Origin of the sequence: Flavobacterium sp. CF108, assembly GCF_900129795.1 — a bacterium.
Taxonomy (GTDB): Bacteria; Bacteroidota; Bacteroidia; order Flavobacteriales; family Flavobacteriaceae; genus Flavobacterium.
Genome location: NZ_FQWW01000009.1, coordinates 10,640 through 36,555 on the forward strand (window position 1 = coordinate 10,640; position 25,916 = coordinate 36,555).

The 25,916-nt window shown below is 33.1% G+C and carries 14 protein-coding genes and 1 tRNA gene; 7 read left to right on the forward strand and 8 right to left on the reverse strand.

The genetic code is table 11. The annotated features are described in order from the left end of the window. Nucleotides 1-295 precede the first annotated feature (295 nt). Both BUE10_RS24360 and BUE10_RS20920 read right to left on the reverse strand, forming a co-directional pair. Complete coding sequence (locus BUE10_RS24360; RefSeq protein WP_083598236.1) at nucleotides 296-3,874, reverse strand: T9SS type A sorting domain-containing protein; 3,579 nt, start codon at nucleotides 3,872-3,874, stop codon at nucleotides 296-298. A 276-nt stretch (nucleotides 3,875-4,150) separates the two neighbouring features. Continuing rightward, nucleotides 4,151-4,336 carry a class IIb bacteriocin, lactobin A/cerein 7B family gene (locus BUE10_RS20920; RefSeq protein WP_073488690.1) on the reverse strand — a complete coding sequence of 62 codons (186 nt, stop codon included), beginning with the start codon at nucleotides 4,334-4,336 and terminating at the stop codon, nucleotides 4,151-4,153. A 436-nt stretch (nucleotides 4,337-4,772) separates the two neighbouring features. Here BUE10_RS20920 and BUE10_RS20925 point away from each other — a divergent pair, with 436 nt between their 5' ends. Then, on the forward strand, nucleotides 4,773-5,183 hold the full coding sequence (locus BUE10_RS20925) for a helix-turn-helix domain-containing protein (protein WP_073488692.1): 411 nt from the start codon (nucleotides 4,773-4,775) through the stop codon (nucleotides 5,181-5,183). Nucleotides 5,184-5,286: 103 nt separating this feature from the next. Here the strand turns inward: BUE10_RS20925 and BUE10_RS20930 are convergent, their stop codons facing one another. Together BUE10_RS20930 and BUE10_RS20935 are read right to left on the reverse strand one after the other, a co-directional pair. Then, the gene (locus tag BUE10_RS20930; RefSeq protein WP_073488694.1) at nucleotides 5,287-5,745 is read right to left on the reverse strand and encodes an RNA methyltransferase; all 459 of its coding nucleotides are present in this window, start codon (nucleotides 5,743-5,745) and stop codon (nucleotides 5,287-5,289) included. 44 nt (nucleotides 5,746-5,789) lie between these two features. Beyond that, nucleotides 5,790-7,802 (reverse strand): M13 family metallopeptidase, encoded by a 2,013-nt coding sequence (locus BUE10_RS20935; RefSeq protein ID WP_073488696.1) that lies wholly within the window; start codon nucleotides 7,800-7,802, stop codon nucleotides 5,790-5,792. A gap of 371 nt (nucleotides 7,803-8,173) precedes the next feature. On the opposite strand from BUE10_RS20935, the gene BUE10_RS20940 reads away from it, so the two are divergent. After that, nucleotides 8,174-13,012 carry a RecQ family ATP-dependent DNA helicase gene (locus tag BUE10_RS20940; protein WP_073488698.1) on the forward strand — a complete coding sequence of 1,613 codons (4,839 nt, stop codon included), beginning with the start codon at nucleotides 8,174-8,176 and terminating at the stop codon, nucleotides 13,010-13,012. A gap of 373 nt (nucleotides 13,013-13,385) precedes the next feature. On the opposite strand, the gene BUE10_RS20945 is transcribed toward BUE10_RS20940, so the two are convergent. Further along, complete coding sequence (locus tag BUE10_RS20945; protein ID WP_073488700.1) at nucleotides 13,386-13,757, reverse strand: hypothetical protein; 372 nt, start codon at nucleotides 13,755-13,757, stop codon at nucleotides 13,386-13,388. A 382-nt stretch (nucleotides 13,758-14,139) separates the two neighbouring features. Here BUE10_RS20945 and BUE10_RS24385 point away from each other — a divergent pair, with 382 nt between their 5' ends. The 5 genes from BUE10_RS24385 to BUE10_RS20970 all read left to right on the forward strand — a co-directional run bounded on the left by BUE10_RS24385 (nucleotide 14,140) and on the right by BUE10_RS20970 (nucleotide 17,183). Further along, nucleotides 14,140-14,562 (forward strand): TIGR03067 domain-containing protein, encoded by a 423-nt coding sequence (locus BUE10_RS24385; RefSeq protein WP_143056014.1) that lies wholly within the window; start codon nucleotides 14,140-14,142, stop codon nucleotides 14,560-14,562. Between the two features lie 145 nt (nucleotides 14,563-14,707). Then, nucleotides 14,708-15,745 carry a TonB-dependent receptor gene (locus tag BUE10_RS20955; RefSeq protein ID WP_143056015.1) on the forward strand — a complete coding sequence of 346 codons (1,038 nt, stop codon included), beginning with the start codon at nucleotides 14,708-14,710 and terminating at the stop codon, nucleotides 15,743-15,745. 13 nt (nucleotides 15,746-15,758) lie between these two features. Beyond that, nucleotides 15,759-16,400 (forward strand): ThuA domain-containing protein, encoded by a 642-nt coding sequence (locus BUE10_RS20960; RefSeq protein ID WP_234984784.1) that lies wholly within the window; start codon nucleotides 15,759-15,761, stop codon nucleotides 16,398-16,400. Between the two features lie 27 nt (nucleotides 16,401-16,427). Beyond that, entirely contained in the window at nucleotides 16,428-16,958 is a 531-nt protein-coding gene (locus BUE10_RS20965; RefSeq protein WP_073488708.1) for a hypothetical protein, read from the forward strand. A 153-nt stretch (nucleotides 16,959-17,111) separates the two neighbouring features. Continuing rightward, nucleotides 17,112-17,183, forward strand: a tRNA-Glu gene (locus BUE10_RS20970). Nucleotides 17,184-17,277: 94 nt separating this feature from the next. On the opposite strand, the gene BUE10_RS20975 is transcribed toward BUE10_RS20970, so the two are convergent. From BUE10_RS20975 to BUE10_RS20985, 3 genes are read right to left on the reverse strand one after another with little or no spacing between them, the layout of a single operon-like run. Beyond that, the gene (locus BUE10_RS20975; protein ID WP_143056016.1) at nucleotides 17,278-17,847 is read right to left on the reverse strand and encodes a hypothetical protein; all 570 of its coding nucleotides are present in this window, start codon (nucleotides 17,845-17,847) and stop codon (nucleotides 17,278-17,280) included. Between the two features lie 4 nt (nucleotides 17,848-17,851). Further along, nucleotides 17,852-21,481, reverse strand: coding sequence for a DUF6443 domain-containing protein (locus tag BUE10_RS20980; RefSeq protein WP_083598237.1), 3,630 nt, complete (start codon nucleotides 21,479-21,481; stop codon nucleotides 17,852-17,854). Between the two features lie 14 nt (nucleotides 21,482-21,495). Further along, the gene (locus tag BUE10_RS20985; protein ID WP_143056017.1) at nucleotides 21,496-25,569 is read right to left on the reverse strand and encodes a fibronectin type III domain-containing protein; all 4,074 of its coding nucleotides are present in this window, start codon (nucleotides 25,567-25,569) and stop codon (nucleotides 21,496-21,498) included. Nucleotides 25,570-25,916 lie beyond the last annotated feature (347 nt).

Sequence of the window (25,916 nt, forward strand, 5' to 3'; positions counted from 1 at the left end):
ATTAAGCGCATTATTCGGATTTGCCAAATCATCTTAAATACAAAAAAACAACTTGCTCTCAAATCAGTTTCTCAAATTAGTTGTAGAGTTGTTTAGTACGTTTAATTCCACTGGCGTGAGTGTCTCGCTCGTGATTGCAGAGGGATGATATTTTAATATTCTTACTGTGCTTCCTAAACCTTCTTTTGTTAATTGAACTACATTCATCAATACAAGGTTTGTAAGTTTGATAAAAAATAAAAAACCACATTTTCAAACGAATGAAAATGTGGTTTTAACTTATATGCTTATTAATTTACTTAACTATTATTTTTCTAACAATAGTCGATCCTTCACTTTCTAAATACACATAATAAATCCCTTTTGGGAATCCTGATAAATTGATGCTATTAGTGTTTGAACCATTAGTAAATTTCGTAACTGTCACCAACTTTCCTAATACATCGTACACGCTTGCTTTTTCTAACACAATGTTATCAATGTGTAATTCTCCTTTGGTAGGATTAGGGTAAACGGCGATTTTTTCAAAAACCAAATCTTCGATTCCTAAAGTACAAGCTGTTTTCGAATAAATTGCTGCTGCATCTTTGGCTGCTGACCAATTGGTATTAGCATAAGCAACATCATCTACCTGAATACAGGATAGCGAAGCATTTGTTTTGAAATTGACATTTGCCAGTTTGCTATTGTTCCCATTGCTTAAATTCAAAGAAGTCAATTTATTATTGGAACAATTTACATCTGTAAGAAGAGTATTCTTAGAAAGGTCTAAACTTACTATTAGATTATTAGAACAACTCAATTTAGTCAACAATACATTTTTAGAAACATCTAAAACCGTTAGTTGATTGGCAGCGCTGGTTTTGGCATTGATTTTTTTATTGGTTGTTACAATACCATCACAATACAGTTCTGTAAGCTGAGTGTTTTTAGAAACATCTAAAGTCGATAGTGGATTCTTTGAACAATCTAAATATTTCAGTGCCGGGTTGAAAGACACATTTATTGTAGTCAATAAATTTCCCTGACAGTTTAAGATTTCTAGATTTGAAAAATATTCGATTCCTGATAAACTGGTGAGACCGGAATTGGACACATTTAAACTGGTTACATTTATTATGCTGGACAATAAAACCGAACCGTTTTTTCCATCTGTATCGACTCCTAAAGCGATTAATTGGTCTTCAAACGCACTACTAACTGCAACAACAGAAGCAGGACAACTTGTACTATAACTTGCTGCCGCATCTTTTGCCCAAGACATATTATCCTTAGAATAAGTAACATTATCTACCTGAATACATTTTAAATTTGGATTTTTTGTATAATCTGTTCTGTTCGTTACAAAATTATTATTGTTTCCATTCTGTACATTTAGACTTGTTAATTTATTAGAATAACATTCAAATTCTATTAAAGCTGTATTCTTGGAAACATCTAAAGCTGTTATTAAATTAGAATAACAATATAATGACTCTAAAGCAGTATTCTTGGAAACATCTAAACTGATTAATTTATTAGAATAACAACGTACATATCTTAACGAAAGATTTTTAGAAATATCTAAAGCCGTTAATTGATTAGAATCGCATGCAAAAACTGTTAAAGCAGTATTTTTAGAAACATTTAAAGTCGTTAATTGATTACGGCCACAATCTAATTCGCTTAAAGCAATATTTTTAGAAAAGTCTAAAGCCGTTATTTCATTAGCTGCACAAGTTAATGATTTTAAAGCCACAAAATCCTCAATTCCGGTTAAATCAGTAATATAGCTATTGAAAAGATTCAAAGAAGTTAACGAAGAAATATTTATTGTTGGCACTTTTCCGTCAGGAGCTCCAGAATCATGACCAAGGAAAATTAACTTTTTTTCAAAATTCACATCAGGAATGAGGGTGTATTGAACAACATCAGCACAGTCTGCCTTGTAAGTTGCCGCATCATCTTTAGCTGCGAGCCAATTTGTATTCGCATAAACAACATTATCTACTTGAATACAACTTAAATTAGGGTTATTTTTAAAGTTTTTGGTGCTAAAACTAAGATAGTTTCCATTCTTCAAATTTAAATTCGTTAATTGATTTGAACTACAGTTTAAAGAGCCCAAAAGAGTATTTTTAGAAACATCTAAAGCCGTTAATTCATTACCGCTGCAATTTAATGCATTTAAACCCACAAAGGATTGAATACCGGTTAAATCAGCAATAGAACTATTAGATACATCCAAGGAAACCAATGTGTTTATTTTATAACCTGGCACTTGTCCATCAACTGTTCCTGAATCAATTCCTAAAGAGATTAACTTTTTTTCAAAATTCACATCAGGAATAAGAACGCGTGAACAATCTCTGCTGTAAGTTGCCACAGCGTCTTTGTAATAATTATCATAATAATAAATATTATTTACCTGAATGCAATCTAAATTAGGGTTGTTTTTAAAATTGTAAGAGCTAAAATCCCTTCCGTTCATCGCATTTAAACTCGTTAATTGATTTGAACTACAGTCTATATATCTTAAAACAGTATTCTTAGAAGCATCTAAAGCCGTTAATTGATTTTCATAACAATATAAATATATTAGAGCAGTATTCTTAGAAACATCTAAAGCTGTTAATTGATTTGAATAGCAATATAATTTTGTTAAAGCAATACTCTTCGAAATATCGAAACTTGTTAACTTATTAGAATAACAATGTAATTCTTTCAAAGCAGCATTTTGAGAAACATTTAAGCTTGTTAATTGATTAGAATAACAATTTAAATGTGTTAAAGCAGTGCTCTTAGAAACATCTAAATCTGTCAATTGATTAGAATAACAACGTAACTCTATTAAAGCAATATTCTTAGAAACATCTAAAGCCGTTAATTGATTAGAATAACAATATAAATAGGTTAGAGCAACATTTTTAGAAACATCTAAAGTTGTTAATTTATTAGAATAACACAGTAATTCTTCTAGAGCAGAATTCTTAGAAACATCTAAAGCCGTTAATTTATTATCGCTGCAATCTAATTTTTGTAAAGCCGTAAAATCTTGAATTCCGGTTAAATTAGTAATAGAACTACCGGAAATATTTAAAGTAGTTACTCCAGAAATCTTAGATGTTGGCACTTTCCCGTCAGGAGTTCCAAAATCATAACCAAGTTGAATTAACTTTTTTTCGAAATTCACATCAGGAATAAGAGTGTATTGAACAACAATTGAGCAATCTAAACTATAACTTGCCTCAGCATCTTTGGCTGTCCAATTGGCATTAGCATAAGCCACATTATCTACCTGAATACAGCTTAAGTTATTACTATTAAAGGCACTATTTGTCGATAATTTAGAATTATTTCCATTCTTCAAATTTAGTCCCGTTAATTCATTGTCAGAACAATCTAAGTATGTTAAAGCCGGATTCTTAGAAACATCTAAAGTCTTTAATTGATTCTCATAACAATGCAAAATTGTTAAAGCCGGATTTTTAGAAACATCTAAAGTTGTTAATAGATTATGATAACAACGTAACTCTGTTAAAGCAGTATTCTTAGAAACGTCTATAGTCGTTAAGTAATTGTCTCCAAAACTCAAGTATGTTAAAGCAGTATTCTTGGAAACATCTAAAGAAGTTAATTGATTGGTATCACAAAGCAAAGATTTTAAAGCTGTAAAATCCTGAATCCCGGTTAAATCGGTAATGAGACTTACTCCCCTAACATTCAAAGTAGTCCGGGTGTTTATTTTTGAAGTCAAAACTTTACCATCCGGTGTGCCGGAATCAATTCCCTGACGGATTAGTTCTGTTTCAAAATACACATCGGGGATCAGGGTGTATTGGGCAAAGGAAGATATGCTGGCCAAAAATAGTATAAAGAGTAGCTTTAGTTTCATAGGCGAATTTTTTTGTTAAATTAATATGCCAAATGTATAGAATATTAACTAATATCTTACGTAAACTGTTAAAGAAATAAAAAAAGAGGAAACAAGTTCCTCTCTTCTTAAAAAAATATAAATCTATTGTTGGAGATAGTATATCATTATACAATCAACAATGTAAGAGCATTAGTTTAAGTTTTTTGTTTGAAAATTTATCTGCCTTTGTATGGGGTAGCTTAACCTCTTAAATTTTCCATGTCTTACAATCAATATTTTTTTGCAAATTAATTATTAATCTGCGAAGCAACATCCTCCACCCTCTAGAGGATAATCTGGAGGACATGGTCCAGTTTTTAAAATGGCCAGTCCACTTGCAATCCCTTTAACGCAAATTTCTGTTATTCCACCATTTACCGCTTTTAGCTCATTTTTAGTTAATTCTTGAGCTCCGTCTAATTTTAAAATTTTTTTTAACATAATCTAAGGTTTTAAAAATTTAGTTAATACCCCAATCATTTAAAGACACTTGGGATTTTTGTCTATCCTCGCGCAAGAATTTTTTCTATATTTTATTGATTGAACTAAATCTCTTCTTAAATACTTCTTCTTTTAAAAAATCACTTAGAAAATATTTTAATTCACTTATCGCTATTTTTCAGGAAACAGTCTACGTTGTACGAATATACTTTGCTTAAATATTAAATTTTTACGGTTTACCCATTTTATAACTTCTTTTAATTATTTAAATTAAACACCTCCTAAGAATACCTTCTTTCAAATGGAGAAACTATTCCAGATTTGGATATAATCTCTGACAAGAAGAATATTTACGGGATATTTTTTTATCTTTGAAATTCAGTCTTTTTAATGTGAATGGCTTTATCTTTGAGCTTTCGGAAAATTAAATTCATTTATGGAACAGAAAATACATCAGGGAAGAAACGTAAAACGTTTCAGAGAAATGCTTGGCATCAAACAAGAAGCACTGGCTTTTGATTTAGGGGAAGACTGGAATCAAAAGAAAATTTCTTTGCTTGAGCAAAAAGATGTAATTGAAGATAATCTGCTTAAACAAATTTCTAATTCATTGAAAATTCCAGTTGAAGCTTTTCAGAATTTTGATGAGGAACAGGCAATTAATATTATTTCGAATACATTTGATAATGGAGCTTACTTAAATGCAGGGCAAAATCCAACTTTCAATGTAAATCCAATAGAAAAATGGATAGAAGCTTTAGAGGAAATTAAACGTTTAAATTTGGAACTTTTGAAAACCAAAGATGAACATATTAAAGTTTTAGAGAAATTATTAAAGGATAAATAACCTTTATAAAAAAATATTAATTCAAGTAAAATTTGAGTTGATTTTCAAACATAGATTTAACAAATAAAAAAGTAAAGCTTCAGATTTCTCTGAAGCTTTACTTTTAAGAACGTGGTTTTGACAAATTTCTGTCATACATAATAATAGTTCCTGCCACGGCCACGTTTATACTTTTTTCTGATTTAAATTTTACCAAATGATGACATTTAGCCATTGCTTTTTTGGACAATCCATGATCTTCTGCCCCTAATAAATAAACACATCTTCTTGGATGTTCAAAAGTTTCTAAATCAGAAGCTTTTTCTGCCAATTCTACACCAACCAATCTGGCACCTTTAGGTAAATTTTCAAAGAAAGCCTCAAAAGTTTCATAATGAAAATAAGGAATTGCTTTTACTGCATCATGAGTATCACATGCTTGTTTCGCATATCGATTACCAATGGTAAATATAAAAGTAGCACCCATATTTTGAGCCGATCGCCACAAAACCCCCAAATTTTCAGGTGTTTTACCATTTTGAATTCCTATGCCAAAGTATTCATTTATAAAGTTATCATTCATAATGACAAAAGTACAAACTTTAAATATTTCCAGAAACGAGATTATTACCAAATTGTTATTCTGTCCTTCTTCGGTAAAAACATTTTATCTCCAGGTTTTACATTAAATGCGTCGTAAAAAGGTGTCGTATTCATTAGAGGACCATTAACACGCCAGTTTGGCGGCGAATGCGGATTATTGTTAATCCATAAACGCAGGAACTCGTCTTTCATTTTTACTCTCCATATTTTGGCTATAGAAATAAAGAAACGTTGGTCTGGAGTAAAACCATCTATTTTTGTGTTCTCTTTCCCTTGTTGGGTCATTTTAAAAGCATCATAAGCAACTGCTATTCCGGCAATATCTGCTGTATTTTCGCCAACTGTCATTGCGCCATTAATGTGTAGATCTCCTAAAACAGTATAGGTGTTGTACAAATTGATAACTTGTTGTATTCTTGACTTAAACTGTGCATAATCCTCTTTTGTCCACCAGTTTTTTAGGTTTCCATCCTTGTCATATTGTGCGCCCTGATCATCAAAAGTATGGGTTATTTCGTGACCTATAACCATTCCAATACCTCCGTAATTAAGTGCATCATCTGCATTATTATCAAAATATGGAGACTGTAAAATACCTGCAGGAAAAACAATTTCATTTGCAGTAGGATTATTATATGCCGTAACCGTTGGAGTTGTAGTATACCATTCTGATTTATCGACTGGTTTGCCCAATTTTGCCAATTGAAATTGATATGCTGCTGCAGAGGCCGAAACCATATTCTCAAAATAGGTATTTCTAACTATATGCACATTGCTATAATCTCTCCATTTATCTGGATATCCTATTTTTTTAGTAATGGCAAACAATTTTTCTCTAGCTTTTTGCTTCGTAATGGGACTCATCCATTCTAATTTATCAATTCTTTTGGCATACGCTTTTTGCAAATTATTCACGAGAACCAGCATGCGTTTTTTAGCATCTTCCGAAAAATATTTCTTTACATACAATTCCCCCAGCGCTTCGCCTAAGTAATTGTCAACGACATTAGCCATTTTTTCGCCACGTGATTTTTGAACAGCTTGACCAGAAAGTGCTTTAGTATACTCAAATGAGGCATCTACAAAAGGTTTACTTAAATCATCTGCATATCTTTCTATAGAATTTGCTTTCAAGTAAATTTTCCAATTATCAATGGGGATAGTTTTTAAAAGCTTATTAAGGGCATCATAATAAGCAGGCTGGCATACATTAATGAAATCGGTTTTAGCACCTAAATTATTTAAAAAAGTAGTCCAGTTTATGTTGGGATGCCTTTTTACAAGATCTGTCACAGCTATTTTATTATAATTTGCCTGCACATCTCTAAGTTCAACTTTTGTTTTATGCGAAACAGCAAGTTGTTTGTCAATATTGTAAACCAAATCAGCATTCTTTTTAGCCTCTTGGGCATTACTGCCTGTTTGCTGAAATAATGCAGCAAGGTATTTTTTGTATGATTCTTGTATGGCAACAGTTGATGAATCTGATTTGAAATAATAGTCCCTGTCAGGCAAGCCGATACCGGTTTGATAGATTTCAGCAATGTTCATACTGCTGTTTTTCTGATCGGATGACACTCCAAAAGCAATAATAGAAGAATTGCCTGCTTTTTCTTCATTAACTACAAAGTTCATTAATGACGGCAAATCGTTAATTGCTTCAATTTTGGCAAGCAGGGGTTTGATAGGTGCATATCCGCGTTTGTTAATGGTTAAAGTATCCATACCTGATGCATAAAAGTCTCCTACTTTTTGTGCTATACTTCCTGCTGGATTCTTGCTTTGCGAAACACTATCCAGTATTCCTTGCAGGCGCATTCGCTGTGGGAAATTCATAAACATGTAGGCACCAACTCCGGCTTGAGATGCAGGTATTGATACCGAATCATACCATTTGCCATTTACATATTTAAAAAAATCATCACCCGGTCGCAATGTGGAATCTATTCCTGTGATAGCAATATTTTTTTTTCCTTCATGTTTTGAACACGATGTAAAAGCTAAGAATGCAATAAAGAGCATTAATGAATTTTTCATAATCTAAGTGATTTCTATTAAAATGAACTGAAAAACGTTTGAAAGCAGATATTTTAAAATGTATATATTTAGTATATCGGATTTTAGAGAACAATATACGAATTCAGTTTTTAATTCTAAAGTTTTTGTCAGAATGCCTCCCGCTACTAAAAAAAGTTCCAGATTTCTCTGAAGCTTTTTTTTGTTTTTTTAAACTTATTTTCAAAAGGCTTATATCTGTTGCTTAGCCTTATTTAACATAAAAAATCTTATTTAACAAAAGTGCTTTGAATTTAGAAATTAAATACTAAATTAGCTACATATCTTCCTCGCCATTAAACAATTGTGTATTTATAGTTTGATTTAAAAAAACATAATCTTGTTGAGTTTAAATGCTAATAGATGAACAAAATAATACCCGTTTAATTACATTCATTGATACCGAAATTGAACCTACAAAAGGTAAAATCCTTGACATAGGTGCAATTAAAGAAAACGGTAGTCGATTCCATAAAGCATCTTTAGGGGATTTGATCCAGTTCCTTAAAGGTGATGATTATATATGCGGGCATAACATTTTAAATCACGATATAAAATATATAGGCAAGGCAATTTATGATGCTGGTATTAATCCTTCAAACATAATTGATACTTTGCATTTATCTCCTTTATTATTTCCAACGAAGCCTTACCATGCCTTATTAAAAGATGATAAACTACAAACGGAAGACACAAACAACCCGTTAAACGATTCTATTAAAGCACGGGATTTATTGAATAGTGAAATTGCCGCTTTTTGGCAAACTGATGAAACGCTTAAAGAAATTTTTTATCTCCTTTTAAATCGTACAAAAGAGTTTGGAGCTTTTTTTCGGTTTGTATATTATAAAAATGTAAGCTTTGATGCAGAAGCTGAGATTAGATTAAAATTCCACGGTGAAATTTGTGAACAGTCAGATTTAACCAAAATAATATCTGAACATCCTGTCGAATTAGCGTATTGCCTGTCACTGATTAATTCATTTATAACCCATAAAAAGGTTCATTCCATTACGCCCCCATGGGTTCTTAAAAACTACCCCGAGGTAGAACGTATAATGCTATTATTACGAAGCAAACCTTGTATAACTGGCTGTATTTACTGTAACAACGCACTGGACATCTATAAAGGGCTAAAAAAATTCTTTGGTTTTGATTCTTATCGAACTTATGGTGGTGAACCGCTTCAGGAAAAAGCCGTTAAGGCTGCTGTTAACAACAAGTCGGTATTGGCTGTTTTCCCAACTGGCGGCGGAAAATCAATTACATTTCAGGTTCCGGCACTTATGAGTGCTGAAAACTCTAAAGGGTTAACCATCGTAATTTCTCCACTTCAGTCGTTAATGAAAGATCAGGTCGACAACCTTGAAAAAAATGGAATAACAGAAGCTGTAACTATTAACGGACTATTGGACCCTATTGAAAGAGCCAAATCATTTGAAAGAATTGAAGATGGTTCTGCCTCTATTCTGTATATTTCACCTGAATCACTTCGCTCTAAGACCATCGAAAAGCTAATTTTGGGTAGAAAAATTACCCGTTTTGTGATTGATGAAGCACATTGTTTTTCATCATGGGGACAAGATTTCAGGGTCGACTATTTATATATTGGTGATTTTATAAAGTTAATTCAGGAAAAGAAAAACCTTGTAGATGGTATACCCGTGTCATGCTTTACGGCAACGGCAAAACAAAAGGTAATTGAAGATATCCGGGATTATTTTAGCGAAAAGCTATCACTGGATCTTGAAGTGTTCACTTCAAAAGCCTCAAGGACTAACCTTCAATATAAGGTTTTTGAAAAGCAAAATGAAGATGAAAAATATCAGGCCGTCAGAGATTTAATTGAAGAGAAAAACTGTCCGACAATTATCTATATATCCAGAACACTCAAAGCTTATAAACTTGCCGAACAGCTGGCAAAAGACGGTTTTAATGCAAAACCATACCATGGAAAAATGGATAAGCAGGAGAAAACCGAGAATCAGAATTCCTTTTTAGGTGGTGAAACACAAATTATAGTAGCCACTTCTGCATTTGGTATGGGAGTAGACAAGAAAGATGTGGGCTTGGTTATTCATTATGAAATTTCTGATTCACTTGAAAACTATGTGCAGGAAGCAGGACGTGCAGGCAGGGATGAAAATATTTCAGGTGATTGTTTTGTATTATTTAACGAAGAAGATCTCAGTAAGCACTTTATTCTGCTGAACCAGACCAAACTTTCCATTAAAGAAATCCAGCAGGTGTGGAAAGCGATAAAGGACATTACAAGATTTCGTTCTAAAGTATCCAATTCAGCATTGGAGATTGCCCGAAAAGCAGGTTGGGATGATAATGTTGTAGAAATAGAAACCCGTGTAACTACCGCAATTGCTGCCCTTGAAGACGCGGGATATTTAAAACGCGGGCAGAATATGCCGAAGGTGTTTGCTAACAGTATTTTATCAAAAAATGCACAAGAAGCTATTGAGAAAATAAACAATTCGGCAAAATTTGAGGAAAAGCAAAAAGAGCAAGGCGTACGTATTATAAAGAAACTCTTTTCAAGTAAAAGCAGAAAGCAGACAGACAACGAAACTCCAGAATCAAGAGTAGACTATATTAGTGATCATTTGGGTATTGTAAAAGAAGAAGTCATTAATGTGATCAATTTGCTGCGTGAGGAAAATATTCTGGCCGACGCCAAGGATTTGACTGCATTTATAAAAAATACAGATAATAAAAACCGCTCTCTTGCCATTGTAGAGTCATACTCCAAAATTGAAAACTTTTTGCTATCGGTTTTCAAAGAAGAAGAAAGTAATTTTCATTTGAAAGAATTAAACGAAGATGCTGAAAAAGAGAATTGCAATGATGTAAACACCAATAAACTAAAAACGATAATTAACTTTTGGTCTATCAAGAACTGGATTAAAAGAAAGAACTTAGACCATTCTAAAAATCATATTGCCATACTCTGTCTTCAAAGTAAAGTGCAATTAAAAGATAAGCTTGAAAAACGTCATGAACTTGCAGCATTTATCCTTGGATTCTTTTATGATAAAACGATCACCGAAACGATAAAAGGTCAGGCTGATAAAGATGAGATTTTGGTGGAGTTTTCGGTACATGAACTAAAAGCTGCTTATGATAATAGTTCCGACCTTTTTAAAAAAGAAATAAGTATTGATGATGTTGAAGACACGTTGTTCTATTTATCGCGGATTGAGGCTATAAAGATAGAAGGCGGTTTTCTTGTAGTTTATAATCGTTTAACCATTGAGCGAACTGAACAAGATAATAAAAAACGATATACTAAAGACAATTATCAAAAGCTCAACCAGTTTTACGAAAACAAAATCCAGCAAATCCATATAGTGGGCGAATATGCTCAAAGAATGATTACAGATTACAGAAATGCACTTCAGTTCGTAGAAGATTATTTCCAACTGAATTATGGTTCGTTTTTGAACAAATATTTTAAAGGCAGCAGGCAAAATGAGATTAAGCGGAATATTACGCCGGCAAAATTTAAGCAGCTCTTCGGAGAACTGTCCCCTACACAATTGAAGATTATTAATGATAATGAAACACAACATATAGTTGTTGCTGCGGGTCCCGGCAGCGGAAAAACAAAGGTATTAGTTCATAAACTGGCTTCTCTCCTATTAATGGAAGATGTTAAGCATGAGCAGCTGTTAATGCTGACATTTTCACGAGCTGCTGCTACTGAATTCAAAAAGCGTTTATTAAAACTGATTGGTAATGCCGCAAACTTTATTGAAATTAAGACATTTCATTCTTACTGTTTTGATCTTTTGGGTAAGGTCGGCACTTTAGAAAAATCGACGGATATTTTAAACACTACAGTTAAAAGAATTAAAAACGGTGATGTTGAGGCTAATAAAATTACTAAGACTGTTTTAGTAATTGATGAAGCCCAGGATATGAATGCAGATGAGTTTGCTCTAATAAACGCATTGATGGAACAGAATGAAGAAATGAGAGTTATTGCTGTGGGAGATGATGACCAAAACATTTATGAGTTTAGAGGAGCGAGTTCTAAATATCTGGAACAATTCATTTATGATAATAAAGCCGTAAAACATGAATTAGTTGAAAATTATCGTAGTAAAAGCAATCTGGTCGCATTTTCAAATCAATTTGTAAAACAAATTCAACGCCGCCTAAAACAAACACCAATCATTGCTACTCAAACCGATAATGGAAAAATCAAAGTTATTAGATATCAAAGCAGTAATCTGATTACGCCTCTTGTAACTGATATAGTTAACATGGATCTTACTGGAACTACATGCGTACTCACAAAGACTAATGAAGAGGCCATAAAAGTTACAGGGCTGCTTTTAAAGAATGGCATCACGACAAAACTAATACAATCTAATGATGGTTTTAGTTTATACAACCTTGTTGAGGTTCGGTTTTTATTGAATAAAATAGATGTAGGAGCTGATATTTACACTATTAGTGATGAAGTTTGGGACAATACTAAACAAGAATTGATTAATACCTTTCGTAACAGCAATAAATTAGAGATCTGCCTGAATATCATCAAAGATTTTGAAACCACAAATCCTTATAAGAAATACAAATCTGATTTAGAAGTTTTAATCCGGGAATCTAAACTGGAGGATTTTTATAATCAAAATGGCGAAACAATTTTTGTGTCAACTATCCATAAAGCTAAAGGAAAAGAGTTTGATAATGTCTTCCTCTTGCTTGAGAACTTTAGCATAGCTACAGATGAAGCTAAGCGACAATTTTATGTAGCAATGACAAGGGCTAAACGTAATCTAAATGTTCACCTAAATGCAAACTATCTTAATCATTTGACTGCGGAAAATCTTGAACAAATAAACGATTTTGACATTTACACTGCACCAGACAAAATCGCTATACATGCGACTTTAAAAGATATCTGGTTAGACTATTTCATCAACAAACAGGTTTTTGTTTCCCAACTGGTCTGTGGAGAAATATTGTATGTTAAGGGTGATGAATGCTTAAATTCAAATCGGCAATCTGTGTTGAAATTTTCAAGGCGATTCATTGAGAAAATTGAGGAAATGGAGTCAAAACACTATAAATTGAAAAGTGTGAATGTGAATTTCATATTGTACTGGCTTAAGGAAGGAACTTCGCAGGAAATCAAAATAATTTTACCTGAGCTTTATTTTGAAGCTATTTGAGTATAAGTAAAATTAGATTTGTTACCCTAGTCAAATCTAAAGTGATCACCTATTGAAAATATTCAATATTCTCTCCAGATCCTCCTCAAAAAGTTCGATATTCTGTCTTGTCAACGATACTAAGTAAAAAGCTCCAGATTTCTCTGAAGCTTTTTTGTTTTATATTTTTTTGCAAAACTGCAATTACCTAGATTTAGATTGCGGTTGCGAAGTCAAGGGACATTCGCACAGCATTCCAATGAGAACTCTTCAAGGAGCAGGGGATCAAAACGGGCTGAGTTCTCTCTGCCGAAGATAGCCTTTCTTCGTGAAATAGAGATTTCCGGCGACGAGAAACTCTGCAATCGCTTGAATCGGCGGTTATAAGCCGTTTTCATTTTAAATTTATGTAGTTAATTGGATTTGAATTTCCTTTGACAAAATAGTGTTTTACTGACTTCTTGTTATACTTTTCTCTAATATTCTTTGGTGCAGGTTCTCCAATAAATTCAAAGCGCCCATCAAAATCACCAGAAATATTTAATCCAGAATCTTTGGTAGCTGGTTGCCATTTGAAAATTTTATAAACTTCTCTCACAATTCCTTTGTGAATTATAATGGCTAATTCAGCATTATTCGCAATTGTTTTGTTTAATTTCCATCGACCACGTGAAGAATTATATAACTCATCTTTACTCATTTTTACGCCATATGCTTTACTTATTCTTATTAGAACTGAAGGCTCAGTTATTTCTATAAAACTCATACTTGAATTGTTTGACAGGTTCTCCAAAATGGCTTATAACGTTTCGCGGATTTGCGCGGTCGCATCAAAACGGCGAGAGTTCTCTCTGCCGAAGATAAACTTTATTCGTGAGAAAAGAAATCCAACTTACTAGAAACTAGCGATCGAGTAAATGCGCTGCTGTGTGCTGTACTTGAGGCAGTGTGTCGTCTGATTGTATTCTATGAGTTGCTCGTACTTGACAAGTTTGGATTTTATCTTTTTATTAAATTATTTCGTATTTCTTTAATTTTCCTCCGGAATTATCTACTTTTTTATTTGCATTTATTTGTTAAAATTGATATATTTGAAATAGGCATTTTACAGTCTATTATATAATTAGGCATTTTGGCGATATGACATTATGAAGATCTCCTTCATTATATTGGTTCTTGTTTGCGCTTTGTCGTGTGGCGTGGTTGGAGATGGGGCAAAATCTACCGACCGAGCAAACCTGCAAGGAATCTGGTTGGCGCAATCAGAAAGCCAAAATGGTATCAAAAAGAATGTGTCTTTCGTGTATGTATTCAGAGGAGATAAACTTACCTTCACGGACGAGACTGGGAAGGAGATTACGTATTCGTTCAAATTGGACACAACCGGCAACCTCAAGTTAATTATTATTCAGCCAGAGGAGACGCTTAACATTTCGACGCCTGTCAGCGTTGCTTATGAGTTGGACGGAGATTCTCTGAAGATTGTAGTTGCACCTCCTGGCTTCCACCCAACAGAAATTTCAGACAAAAACAATCAGGAGTTGATTATCTGCAAGCGAAAGGGTTCATGAAAATGTCTGACCATATTGTTTGTAAAAAGGTCATAGTTATCCCACTTCCAGGTGTGCAAAGAAATGGAAGCAATCAAACCGGCTTAATGGTTAGGGGGCGATGTAAACGAAAGTGTTGTGATAATTGACGGTACAGTTGCTCAAAATGCTTTTTTCAGCGACATTCCCGGAGTATCGCAACGAAGCAGATTTGATCCATTTCAGTTTAAAGGCACTTCATTTAGCAGTTGCGGTTATTCTTCTCGGTACGGTCAGGCATTATCAGCAATACTTGATTTGCAAACAAATGATTCACCCAAAAAAAAGCAATATCAATGCAGGCGTAATGATGGCAGGCGCATCTATAGCTGCTTCAAAATTATTCGACAATAATGCTATTGAATTTATAGGAACTTATACCAATCTGCAGCCTTACTTAGCAGTAAACAAAACTAATCTAGATTATTTCAACACACCCAAAGGAGGAAGCTTGTCAACTCGATTTGTCTCAAAGATCGATGAAGGTCAAGGGCTTTTCAAGATGAATCTTTCTCATTCGGTAAACACTTCAGGAACCACTATACCCAACCCATCCAGCGCAGGTTTAACAGTCAACTTCAAGCTCAATAACGAGAATACTTTTTTTAATTCTTCGTTCAAATATTCGGCAAACTCTCAATTAAAATATTTCGCAGCTTTTGCTTTCAGCAACAATATAGACAACATAATGATAGATACTGCAAATGTTCATCAAACTGATAGTCGTATCCAGGCTCGTAATGAAATATGGAGTAAATTATGCAACCGGTTTAATCTATTAAGCGGATTGGAAGTGCAACACATTGTTTATACCCAAACATACGATTCAGTTTCAAACAAATTTGATGAATTATTATCGGCAGTTTATTTGGATAGGGAATGCAAATTAAAAAAATGGCTTGCCATAAAACCCGGTATAAGAACTGAATATTCAAGAATAGTGGCAAGAGGTAATATCGTCCCACGACTTGTTTTTGCAGTGCGAACCAGAAAAAGCGGTCAAACAACCAGCAGAAATATTTTTTTTCTATCTTCCCAAAATAAAATTTTGCAAAATGAACCACCTGTTTTCAATAAAAAAATCATTTTTATTCAGCTTCATTGTACTGACAAGCTATTTTTTAGTTTCTTTCCACCTAAAAAACACAGAACAAACCGCTCCTGATAAAATCAAAAAAATGCTGATTTTTTCTAAAACTAACGGCTTCAGACATGAAAGCATTCCTGCCGGAATCGCCGCAATAAAAAAACTGGGACAGGAAAATCATTTTCTGGTAGATGCTACTGAAGACTCTCTGGCAATTAATTCAAAGAACTTAAAGCAATACCAAGCCGTCATATTTTTAAGTGCCTCAGGCAAAGTTTTGGGCGAAAATCAAAAATTAGCTTTGCAAAAATTTATAGAAAAAGGAAATGGTTTTGTAGGCATTCATTCGGCTACAAACTGCGAACCAGACTGGTCTTGGTACACACAAATGATTGGCGGAATTTTTGAAGGGCATCCTGAACCGCAGAATGCTAAACTAATAGTTATCAATCATGAACATCCAGCTACAAAACATCTTCCGGCAATTTGGGAACGAAAAGATGAATGGTACAATTTTAAATATTTAAATCCAAACGTAAATGTGCTTATCAAAATTGATGAAACTTCGTATAAAGGCGGTAAACATGGTGATAATCATCCTTTGGCCTGGTACCACGAATATGATGGCGGCAGAGCATTTTACACTGCTTTAGGACACAGCCCTGAAAGTTACAGCGATCCTCTTTTTGCACAGCATTTGCTTGGAGGAATCATTTATGCTATGGGTAAATAAAATTTATTAATCTTTATTTTAATAAGTATGAATACAAGTCTGAAAATTCCATTTCTTTCTGTCTTTTTAATTTTAACCATTTTAGGCTGTTCTGATAAAAAAACAAAACATATTCCAGAAAATCCTTATTTAAAGCAATTAACCGAAAAGCAAATTGGAGAAACCAATTACTATATTTCTATCCCAAAAAAATATACAATTAAAGAAAACAGAGGGCCTGACTTTTCTGTTTATTATTTCTACCCTGCAGACACGACAGCTATAGCAGCTTTTTCAGGCGGTTTCTATTTTGGCAATCATCCAAGTTTTTTTGAACCAAGTGACAGCTGTAAAACAGAAAAAATGCAACGTAAAATTCTAAACAAAAATACAGATTGGACCGTATATAACTGCAAAGGCAAATATTCTATTCAGTCGATTGTTGAAAGCGGAAGCAACGAAGGCTGGAACCAATATATTCACACTTTTGCTGGTGCAAATTCTGTTGCAGATTTAAAAAAAGTATTTCTGATTTTGGAAACAATGAAAAAGAAAGAACCAAGCAAACAACCAAAATAGTTTATCAAAGCAAAAAAGTCAGAGATTTTTTAAACTTTTCTAATCTCTAAATTACTGGCCTTTAACTTCTTCAAAATAACTAAAAAAGTTTTTTTGAAATCCTTTGTTCATTTCAAAAATTAATTACATTTTTGCACCCGCATTAGAAAAACAGGTCCGTTCGTCTATCGGTTAGGACGCCAGGTTTTCATCCTGGTAAGGGGGGTTCGATTCCCCCACGGACTACTTATCAAAATAAAAGCTTCAGAGAAATCTGGAGCTTTTTTTGTTTATGGCAATTTTTGAACTCATATTCGCCACCAGAATATTCTCTTTTCTATTAGTTCCAATTAACTCTTTCCCATATTTCACCATTAAAGGTTATATATTTGATAATTCCATATTTTTTATCCCAATACACTATTTCCGGGTCATTATCTGTTCCTTCGTGGAATTTTGCCCTTTTGTATACTAATTTATAAACATTATTAAAACTCTTCTGTGATAAGGTCAAGATTTCTAAATCTTTCGTTTCTGTATCATTATTAAGTTTGAAATTAGAATTTAAATAAGAAAAATCAATGTGATACTTAGATTCATCTGACTCTCCTTTACAATAACCAAACATTGAATATTTCTGTTTATTGTTTATATAATTGATATTCACACAATGAACCTTATTTTCATGTCTAAACAAATCATTTTCATGATATATCCTTTTTGAAATTATTATACTAGTATCTTTCTTTTTGTCTAGTAAGCTTTGATAAATTAAAAGGTCATTTTCATTATAAACATTAAAAAACTCCATCTCTTCTTTTGTGAAATTTATTTTTTTTACAAAAAATCCACAAGAATTTTGAGTCAACATGATTGATAAGATTATAAGCAAAATTAAATAGTTTTTCATGATATTACTTTTGAAGAAAATCGTTTATTTGTTTTAAAATATTATCCCAAGATTCTACATCATGCCCGCCTTTGTTGCCCTTATGTTCTGGTCTGACAAGCATAAAATCAGATCCTGTAATTTTTTTCAACTCCGATGATCCATTAAATAACTCCATTAAATGCCCCAATACACCAGCTCTAGAAGATACTATATCTGTTTTAGTTGAAAACTGTACACCAAATATTTCTTTTGGGTGTGTAAAACCACCTGGCTGGTGTGGTGATAAGTAAATCCCGGCTTCTAATCTATTAGCAAATGGACTATCTAACAATTGTGTAAGCATACCTGCAGCATGAGCTGCACCCTGACTATGTCCTACAATTTTAATTGTTTCTTCATTAGTCAATTCAATTGTTCCGTTCTGTAATTGAGCAATCAACTCATTGCCTGCTTTTTTTCCCATTTCAAAGCGCTCAGAAGCTTGTGACCTAAAATGATGACTTCCATTTACATATACATTATGATCATCGTTAAAAAATCTGTTAATTTCGCCTCTTGTTGTTATGCCTTCACTATTTTGAACATCCCAGTAATTAATGTCTTCGCCATTAAAACTCAATTTATCAGTTTGTATCTGAGTCCCCCACCTTTCTGGTTTATAATCATTTGATGTAAGTTTCATTTTCAATGCCTGAGAAAATAACAAACCATTTACATAAACAATTAACCTGCCATCAGGGTCAATTGCATTTACAGGATTATTAGAAACATAATTATATGGACTTAGTGTTTCGTACTTCTCACTTAAAGGATCCATATTCATCCAATGTCCTAAGGCTGGGTCATATTTTCTAGCCCCATAATCATAAAAATTAAGCCCCAGCTCATCTTGAAACTCCTTGCCGTTGTACTTATACTTATAACCAGTTTGATTAATTACTTCTCCAGCTACTTTTTGTTTCATTCCAAATGGGTAGTAATTGCTTTCTTCTACTATTTGCAATGATGGAGTACTAGTTCCTACATCTTTATAAGCCAAACGCACATTGCCTAAATGATCTTTATATTGATAAATATACGCAAAAGTTCCGCTGTTATTCTCGGCATAACCTTCTGTGGTTGGAAAAAATTTCAAATCTTGCGTTCCTGTGCCTACTTTTTCATACTGAAAGCCGGCTGCATAATCAGTAGTTATCGTACCAGCTATTTTACGTTGTTTTACTCCTGCTGCATCATAATCGTAATGAATAGCTCCTGCCGCAAGTGTGATATCTGTCGGCAGATTTAAATGGTTATATATTATAGAGGTAATACCTTTATTAGCATCTGTCTTCATATTGCCATTATCATCGTAAGTATACTCCTGAGCAATATGGCTACCATCTTGAAATCCTTCTGTAGTACCTAAGGGGTCTTCAACTTTAATAAGTTTGTTTCCGGCATCATAAGTATAAAAAAGATTATCCATAGTACCAAATGCAGTAACTGCAGAATTGGTATTTCCTAATCTTAAAAGACGTGTTATATTCCCATTTTTATCATACTTTATTTCCTGTTCATTATATCTTCCAGGATTTATGGCTGAATTATCTACAGCTTCTGTTAACCTATTTAGGGCATCATAACTATAAGTATAATTTCTTAGGCTGGTATTTACTGGATTTGTAGTTTTCCAAAAAGTCTGGCTGATATTTCCGTTATATAATGGAGTACCTGTAATAGGATTATTGTAATTAATTTTAAATCCAAATAAATCTCCTGATGCCATGGTAATATTGCCATTAGTTATATCGGTATCATTTATTCCTTTTAGCCAACCGCGAATATTATAAACATAATCTACGGTTTGTAAACGGTTTGCAGCTGATAGTTTTCCTCCTACTCCTTTTTGAAAGAGTTGGCCTAATTCATCATACTTATTTGAAACAATGACCTCTTCTGCCTGACTATTTATTTTTTGAGTTTGAGTCAATAAACGACTTTGATTATCATAAGTAAAAGTATCTATAATATCTACTGTAGCTCCCTTGATATGTTTAGTTGTTGTTTTTGTTGCCTTACCCTCAAAATCGAGTTCCGTTTTCACTTTTTGAGTTAAACCTAGGAAATCATTTTTTGAATAATTATATATTGAACGGCCTTTCTGATCGTAATAAATTACATTAGTTGTCCAATTGTTCGTTCCCAGAATGCGTATTTTGCTTCCAGTTGGTAAAGACCTAGTGGCTGTACTTGGAGTAATAGTTCCAACATTTTCAGAAACACCTCCATTTATGTCAAAATTATAATCATCATAATAATTGATAGTAAATATGTTTATACCTGTGTTAGGAAACGCATTGTTGCTGTAATATATAGTTGTATTATTAATACTGTTGCTTCCTTGTTTGTTTTCAAACAACACAATACTTGCATCTACTATTCCCTGTACCTCTATACGGCTATTTTGACTTGTTTTAGTATAATCCCCTGCATAAATGGGACGATTAAAAGCATCGTATTTAGTAAAAAGCCATTTGTTTTGAGCTCTCAAATTAGCATCCTGAGTTAAAACAGGTCTATCTAGTTTATCGTATACAATGTATTCCCATTGCTTACCTGGAAGCTTCTTCTCAACAAGCCTGTTAAGATGATCATATTTGTACTGATAGCATAAATCATCTAAAATACTTTGACCGCTATTATCAATAACGGCAGAAAAAGTACTGCCCGATTGCGCATGGAATCCTGGTAATAATTTAATAGAATTACTTGCTTTGAGATTTAAAGTATTCCCGGAAGTTACTATAGCGGTTGATGTAATATCAGTCTGTGAGTTTGATGTACTAACAACTAAATCTACTGCCTTTGGGGGAATCACATAAGTAAGGTTTCCATAAATATCATAAACATAGTAAGTATCATGTTTTTCATTAATTGTTCCAGTCCCTACTTTTCCATAGGTTCTTTTTAAAACAACCTGTCCTTGTTTGTTTTTAAATTCAACCGTTGATCCATTAGCTTCAAGAGGTGTAGCTGCAGTATTCTCATCATAGGTAATAGTTTTATACAATTCGTTGATTCCATAATATCCATTATCAGTCAATGAAATAGTATATAATCCCAGATTAACATCCCAACTAGTGTTAGCTGTAAATAATTTAACCTCGTTGGCTACATTGGTTTGATAATCCATTTTTATTTCATGTCCTGCCCCTAATGCCCAAGCTGTTCCTGGAGCAGCTTGTTTTAGAACACGACTCAACGGTGAAACTTCTAAATCTCTTCCAGAATAAGGAGTTCCATCATTATAAAATGTTTGATATTGATTTGTTAATGCCGTTATAATGGCAGTATTATTATTTATAGCCATATTGCTCTGAGAGGAAGTATATGGCAGATATTCGTTAACTTGGCGTCCAAAGTCATCGTACTCAATAGGTACAATGACATCTTTTCCTAATGGTGAATGAGCATTGGCAATTTTTTGAATAGGTCTCCCAAGTCCGTCAAAGTAAGTAATTTCTTGACTAGCTTGGCTAGACGTTGGGCTTGCGATTGTAGACGAACTTGCTTGTTTATAAGTAGTACTTTTTATGAAATTACCTGATTGTCCAATGATAATCATTGGAAATAGTAATAATATATATAGATATTTTTTCATTATAATCATTTATTTAATTATTACTAATCTCTAAATACAGTATTGGAATCTACCGTAATTATTTCAGAACCAGTTTTTGTAAATATTCCTGAACTTAATGTATTTCCACTGTTAGCGTAACCATTAAATAGAACTCCTCTTACAGAACTGGTCACTTTTAAGTATTTATCAAATGTATCTTGGTTCGCAGTAACAGCAGCATAAAAAGTGTCTCCTTCTGAAAGAGTACCACTTATGCTTCCTGATTTTGTCGTTAAATATGCAGCATTATTTTTATAAAGAGTGCAGGATTCTGATGAACTATTATAACTTGAGAATTGTATAATACAAGCGCTTATTAATCCAGCAGAAGTGGTCATTGCCACAACAGGACATAAAGTTCCTTCTCCAGTTGCATTATAGGCAAGAACCTGAATATTATAAGAGGTGCCGGGAGCCAGACCAGCTAAAGAACCTGAGGTTCCAGTTGTAGAACTGACATATACTCCATTTTTATATATTTTATAACCCGCTGCTCCAGAAACAGAATTCCAAGTAAAATTTAAAGTTGTTGAAGTTGCACTTGAAAAAGACAATCCTGTCAATCCTGAAGGTATTTGATTCACAGTAACACAATCTAAAGACTGTCCCTGATAATTGTAGCAAAATGTTTTCAGAATATTTAAATTTTGATCTTTAATTACTGCTAATCTATTGTTGCTATCATATTCGTAATAAGTAATTAATCCTTTAGGATCAGTGATAGTACTTACTCCTACCAGCGGTTTATAGGTATATGTGGTAACCATGACACCACTTAATGTTGATCTAATTTTATTTAATGCTGTGATCATTGCAGCTTCACTGTAGGTTCCATTATTAATATTGGATAACTCAGTTCCTGTAAAAACGGCTTCAACAGAAGCTATAGATGTATTTTCTATTTTAGCAACAGGATATTCTTCTTTGTATCCCCATAAATAAACGGTTGTAGTACCGTCTGTTTGTTTATATTCGGTAAGGTTACCGTATTTTCCATAACTTATAAAATCTACTTTTTTGTCATACCCTTTTGTTGAACCACCTTTAATACTTTTAATATTTTTAGGTAAATACATGTTTTTAGAAACATTATTTTCATCCAGATAAGAAATAATATTAAAATTATTGATAGTCCCTTGTGTTAGGTTTCCTCCAATAGTAGTTTCAGATTGTATCACCGGATTAACAACATTAGCCGCGGTCATACTTGAAATAGTAGCTGCAGGGGTTTCATCTATACCAGATATTAAATCTTGCGGATATTTGTTTTGAGCTATTATTGTTTCTCCTTTACTATTAATGGTAGTGGTTTTAGTTAAATTTTTATGCAGAGGATTTTCATAGTTGTACGTAGTTTTAATAGTAACAGGATTTTTTCCGTTCAAATCGTAAACTGTTTCTATGGTACTCTCTGGATGCCACCATTCAGAAAAAATTCTATAATAATTTATAAATCTACCAGGTGATTGTTGAGACATACGAGGATCTTTTAAAAGAGTTCTGATAGAGATTCCTTTGAACATTTTTGATGAAATCTCATCTTTTATAAATTTATTTTCAATGAATTTTACAATATCACCTTTTGCATTATACTGTTCCTCTTGTATTAAATCTCCGTTATTCATATGTGTTATTACAGGCATACCAGGCACATTATAGAACCCGTCTTCATCAGGATTGTTTGAATAATGATAAATAGATTTTCCTAATTTATTTCCTGATTTGTCTTCATCTGAGACAGATACCTGTGTATATCCTACAAAATTTCCCTGAGCTGATGAACTTAAAGGCATACTATTTTCTGAAGAACGTACTATAACTTTGGTCCAGTCATTACCATAAATAACATCTTCCGGATCATAATAATTTCGCGTCCCTCCATCTAAATAAAAATGCTGAATATCACTCATCGAAATTCCGGAAGTCCAAGTGTTCGGATCATAGGTATAATTATACGTTCTGCTCAATTTAATCTTTCCATCAGTATCCAGACTTTGCTGTTTTGAGATTCTTAAGCCGCCGCCAATTATTCCGTCAGTTCTAAATCCCTGAACAAAACTAACACCCATCAAAATGTATATAGATTCTGTTGTGGCTCTCGTATTAGCTTTAAGATAATAATTCCCAGGAGGTAAGATCAACTGAACGTTTGACTTAAAATTATTTATACTTGGACTAAAACGCATTACAACTTGTCCTGAAGCATTCTCAATTAAAGCTTTAATATTACCCAGTGCACTTGAAGGACCAGAATTAGTAATGTAACAGTTTATTTTCACAAGGGTGTAATCGTTTAAATAAAAACTTCTCGATTCATCATCTACTGAATCGCCATTATGCCATACTGCAGCTCCTAGCTGCTCATATTTGAAAATGTCCTGATCAGTGTTTGGATCATATTTATTGGGTTCGTAAGTAAACTCTGCAGCCCCTCCTGTAGGATAATTAATTTTGGTTAAAATTCCTGCCTGCATGTTAGTCTCATGTGGTTCTCTATAAGCCCCATTTACAAAAGGATACCATGTAGAACTTGATGTTGGGCCGCAATCTATCTGGAAAGGCAAAAAACTTGCATAGGTTTTGTTGTATTCAGCCGTGTTTGGATTTTGTATTACAACAGGATTTTGTATATAATTATAATCTGACGAGTTGTATCTGTATAGCGACTGCGTTTCATCTTTATAGTATTGAATATGATCATTATCACTTCCATTATAATATCCCCAGTGATCTGTAGAAGCAGATGTTTTAGCAGGCAATGTAATTGTATTGTAGACAAATGTATAAGGAGGCATCTTTTTATAAGTGCTCGACACTTTATCATAAAATGATTCCTGAAGACTATTTAATTTCAGTCTCAAATAATTTTCTTTATTTTTCCCAGTTACATTTCCATTAAAATAAGAATAATCAAACCCCACTTTCTTAATCGATTCTCCGTTTAAATTAAATACTTCAAAAGAATTTAACTTCTGAGATTTTGGAGCAATATTCCCAAAGTGATTATTTTGGCGCTGATCGTCCCTGTCGCTTGTAGTAAAATCAATATAACCATTTTTAAATTTTATTTTTTTTAAATTGATATCACTTGCCGATGACATACTAACACCTATATTGTACTTTTTTTCGTTAAAAACCCCATACCAGTTATTGTAATATTCTGAAGATTTAGAAAGAGGATCTCCGTAAAAACTTTCTTGTTCAGAAAAGCTTAACTGACTTATGCTTCGACGCCCAATCGCATCATCATATTCAAAAGTTATTGCATCTCCTTTTGGAGTGATTATTTTATTAATATACCATGCCGACACGTATTCGTCAAAATTAGCATTAGGATCTAATCTCGAAAATCTATCTTCACGTCCTTCATCATTTACCAAATAAGATGAGGCACTACTATTATCAGATGCGCTGTAACCACGAGATACTTCTTTTACATTGAAGTAATATTTCCAGCCATTGCCATCGGTTACTTCCCATTCCATTTTGTCTGGATCATAAACAAAAGTAGTATTAGTTTGTTTTAAAGGAATTCCTTTAATCTTATTAGTACCGGATTGTTTTTTATCGAAAATCATTTTTCCGGATTCTCCCAAAAAATTATAATACATCATATCTGGCTTTCCATCTCTTAACCCGGACTGAATTTCCCCATATTCATAATAATACTGCCAGGTATCTCCATAAATAACCATATCACTACGTTCAGAAGGTAAATCGTTAACTATAGTATATCCATATATAGGTTTTAAATCATCTACACCATTTACGGACCTACTAATAACACCTCCCGCATTTAATGCCCAACCCAGACCAACATTACTTGCCTCCTGAGCAACTCTTATTCCCGAGGCATGATAGCTCATTGAAATAGGTAATTCTATCTCTCCTGATTTTACAGTATATAAGGGTATAGATATATTAGGAACGCCTGTATAATTATTTGTTGGCACATTTGTATATTGTGCTAAAGCAGCAGCATTAGGTGAAGGAGGCATCACTTTCTCTGAGTTTTGTGAGAAACCAATGCTAACGCTGAGTAGTAACAAAATTTTAGATAGTAATTGTATTTTCATATTTTTTGCTCGGTATTTTTTAGTCGGTTATAAAAATTCAAGCCAATATTAGTACATTAATTCTTATTTAATGTTTGCTCTATATTAAGTAATTGGGTATAAATTGAAAGCATTCTTCTATACTCATTTACCGTTTTTAATAAATTAAAAACATACTCTGTGAGATATACAGGTCAGAAGGTCATTTCTCAGAGATTTCTGTTAGAACTGTTGGAAATTGAGTTGAAAAAAGATGTCATTTTTTCTTTTCTTTAATTATTATGAACCTTTTACTCTATTCTTCAAACCTAAAAAATTGATCCTTTTTAATCCTTTTATTTTGTAAATTTTTAAAGTTTTTTCCTTCA

Bases quoted from the DNA above. Each gene is read 5' to 3' on its own strand.
- BUE10_RS24360 (WP_083598236.1), bottom strand. From the start codon at position 3,874: ATGAAACTAAAGCTACTCTTTATACTATTTTTGGCCAGCATATCTTCC.
- BUE10_RS20920 (WP_073488690.1), bottom strand. From the start codon at position 4,336: ATGTTAAAAAAAATTTTAAAATTAGACGGAGCTCAAGAATTAACTAAA.
- BUE10_RS20925 (WP_073488692.1), top strand. From the start codon at position 4,773: ATGGAACAGAAAATACATCAGGGAAGAAACGTAAAACGTTTCAGAGAA.
- BUE10_RS20930 (WP_073488694.1), bottom strand. From the start codon at position 5,745: ATGAATGATAACTTTATAAATGAATACTTTGGCATAGGAATTCAAAAT.
- BUE10_RS20935 (WP_073488696.1), bottom strand. From the start codon at position 7,802: ATGAAAAATTCATTAATGCTCTTTATTGCATTCTTAGCTTTTACATCG.
- BUE10_RS20940 (WP_073488698.1), top strand. From the start codon at position 8,174: ATGCTAATAGATGAACAAAATAATACCCGTTTAATTACATTCATTGAT.
- BUE10_RS20945 (WP_073488700.1), bottom strand. From the start codon at position 13,757: ATGAGTTTTATAGAAATAACTGAGCCTTCAGTTCTAATAAGAATAAGT.
- BUE10_RS24385 (WP_143056014.1), top strand. From the start codon at position 14,140: ATGAAGATCTCCTTCATTATATTGGTTCTTGTTTGCGCTTTGTCGTGT.
- BUE10_RS20955 (WP_143056015.1), top strand. From the start codon at position 14,708: ATGCTTTTTTCAGCGACATTCCCGGAGTATCGCAACGAAGCAGATTTG.
- BUE10_RS20960 (WP_234984784.1), top strand. From the start codon at position 15,759: ATGCTGATTTTTTCTAAAACTAACGGCTTCAGACATGAAAGCATTCCT.
- BUE10_RS20965 (WP_073488708.1), top strand. From the start codon at position 16,428: ATGAATACAAGTCTGAAAATTCCATTTCTTTCTGTCTTTTTAATTTTA.
- BUE10_RS20975 (WP_143056016.1), bottom strand. From the start codon at position 17,847: ATGAAAAACTATTTAATTTTGCTTATAATCTTATCAATCATGTTGACT.
- BUE10_RS20980 (WP_083598237.1), bottom strand. From the start codon at position 21,481: ATGATTATAATGAAAAAATATCTATATATATTATTACTATTTCCAATG.
- BUE10_RS20985 (WP_143056017.1), bottom strand. From the start codon at position 25,569: ATGAAAATACAATTACTATCTAAAATTTTGTTACTACTCAGCGTTAGC.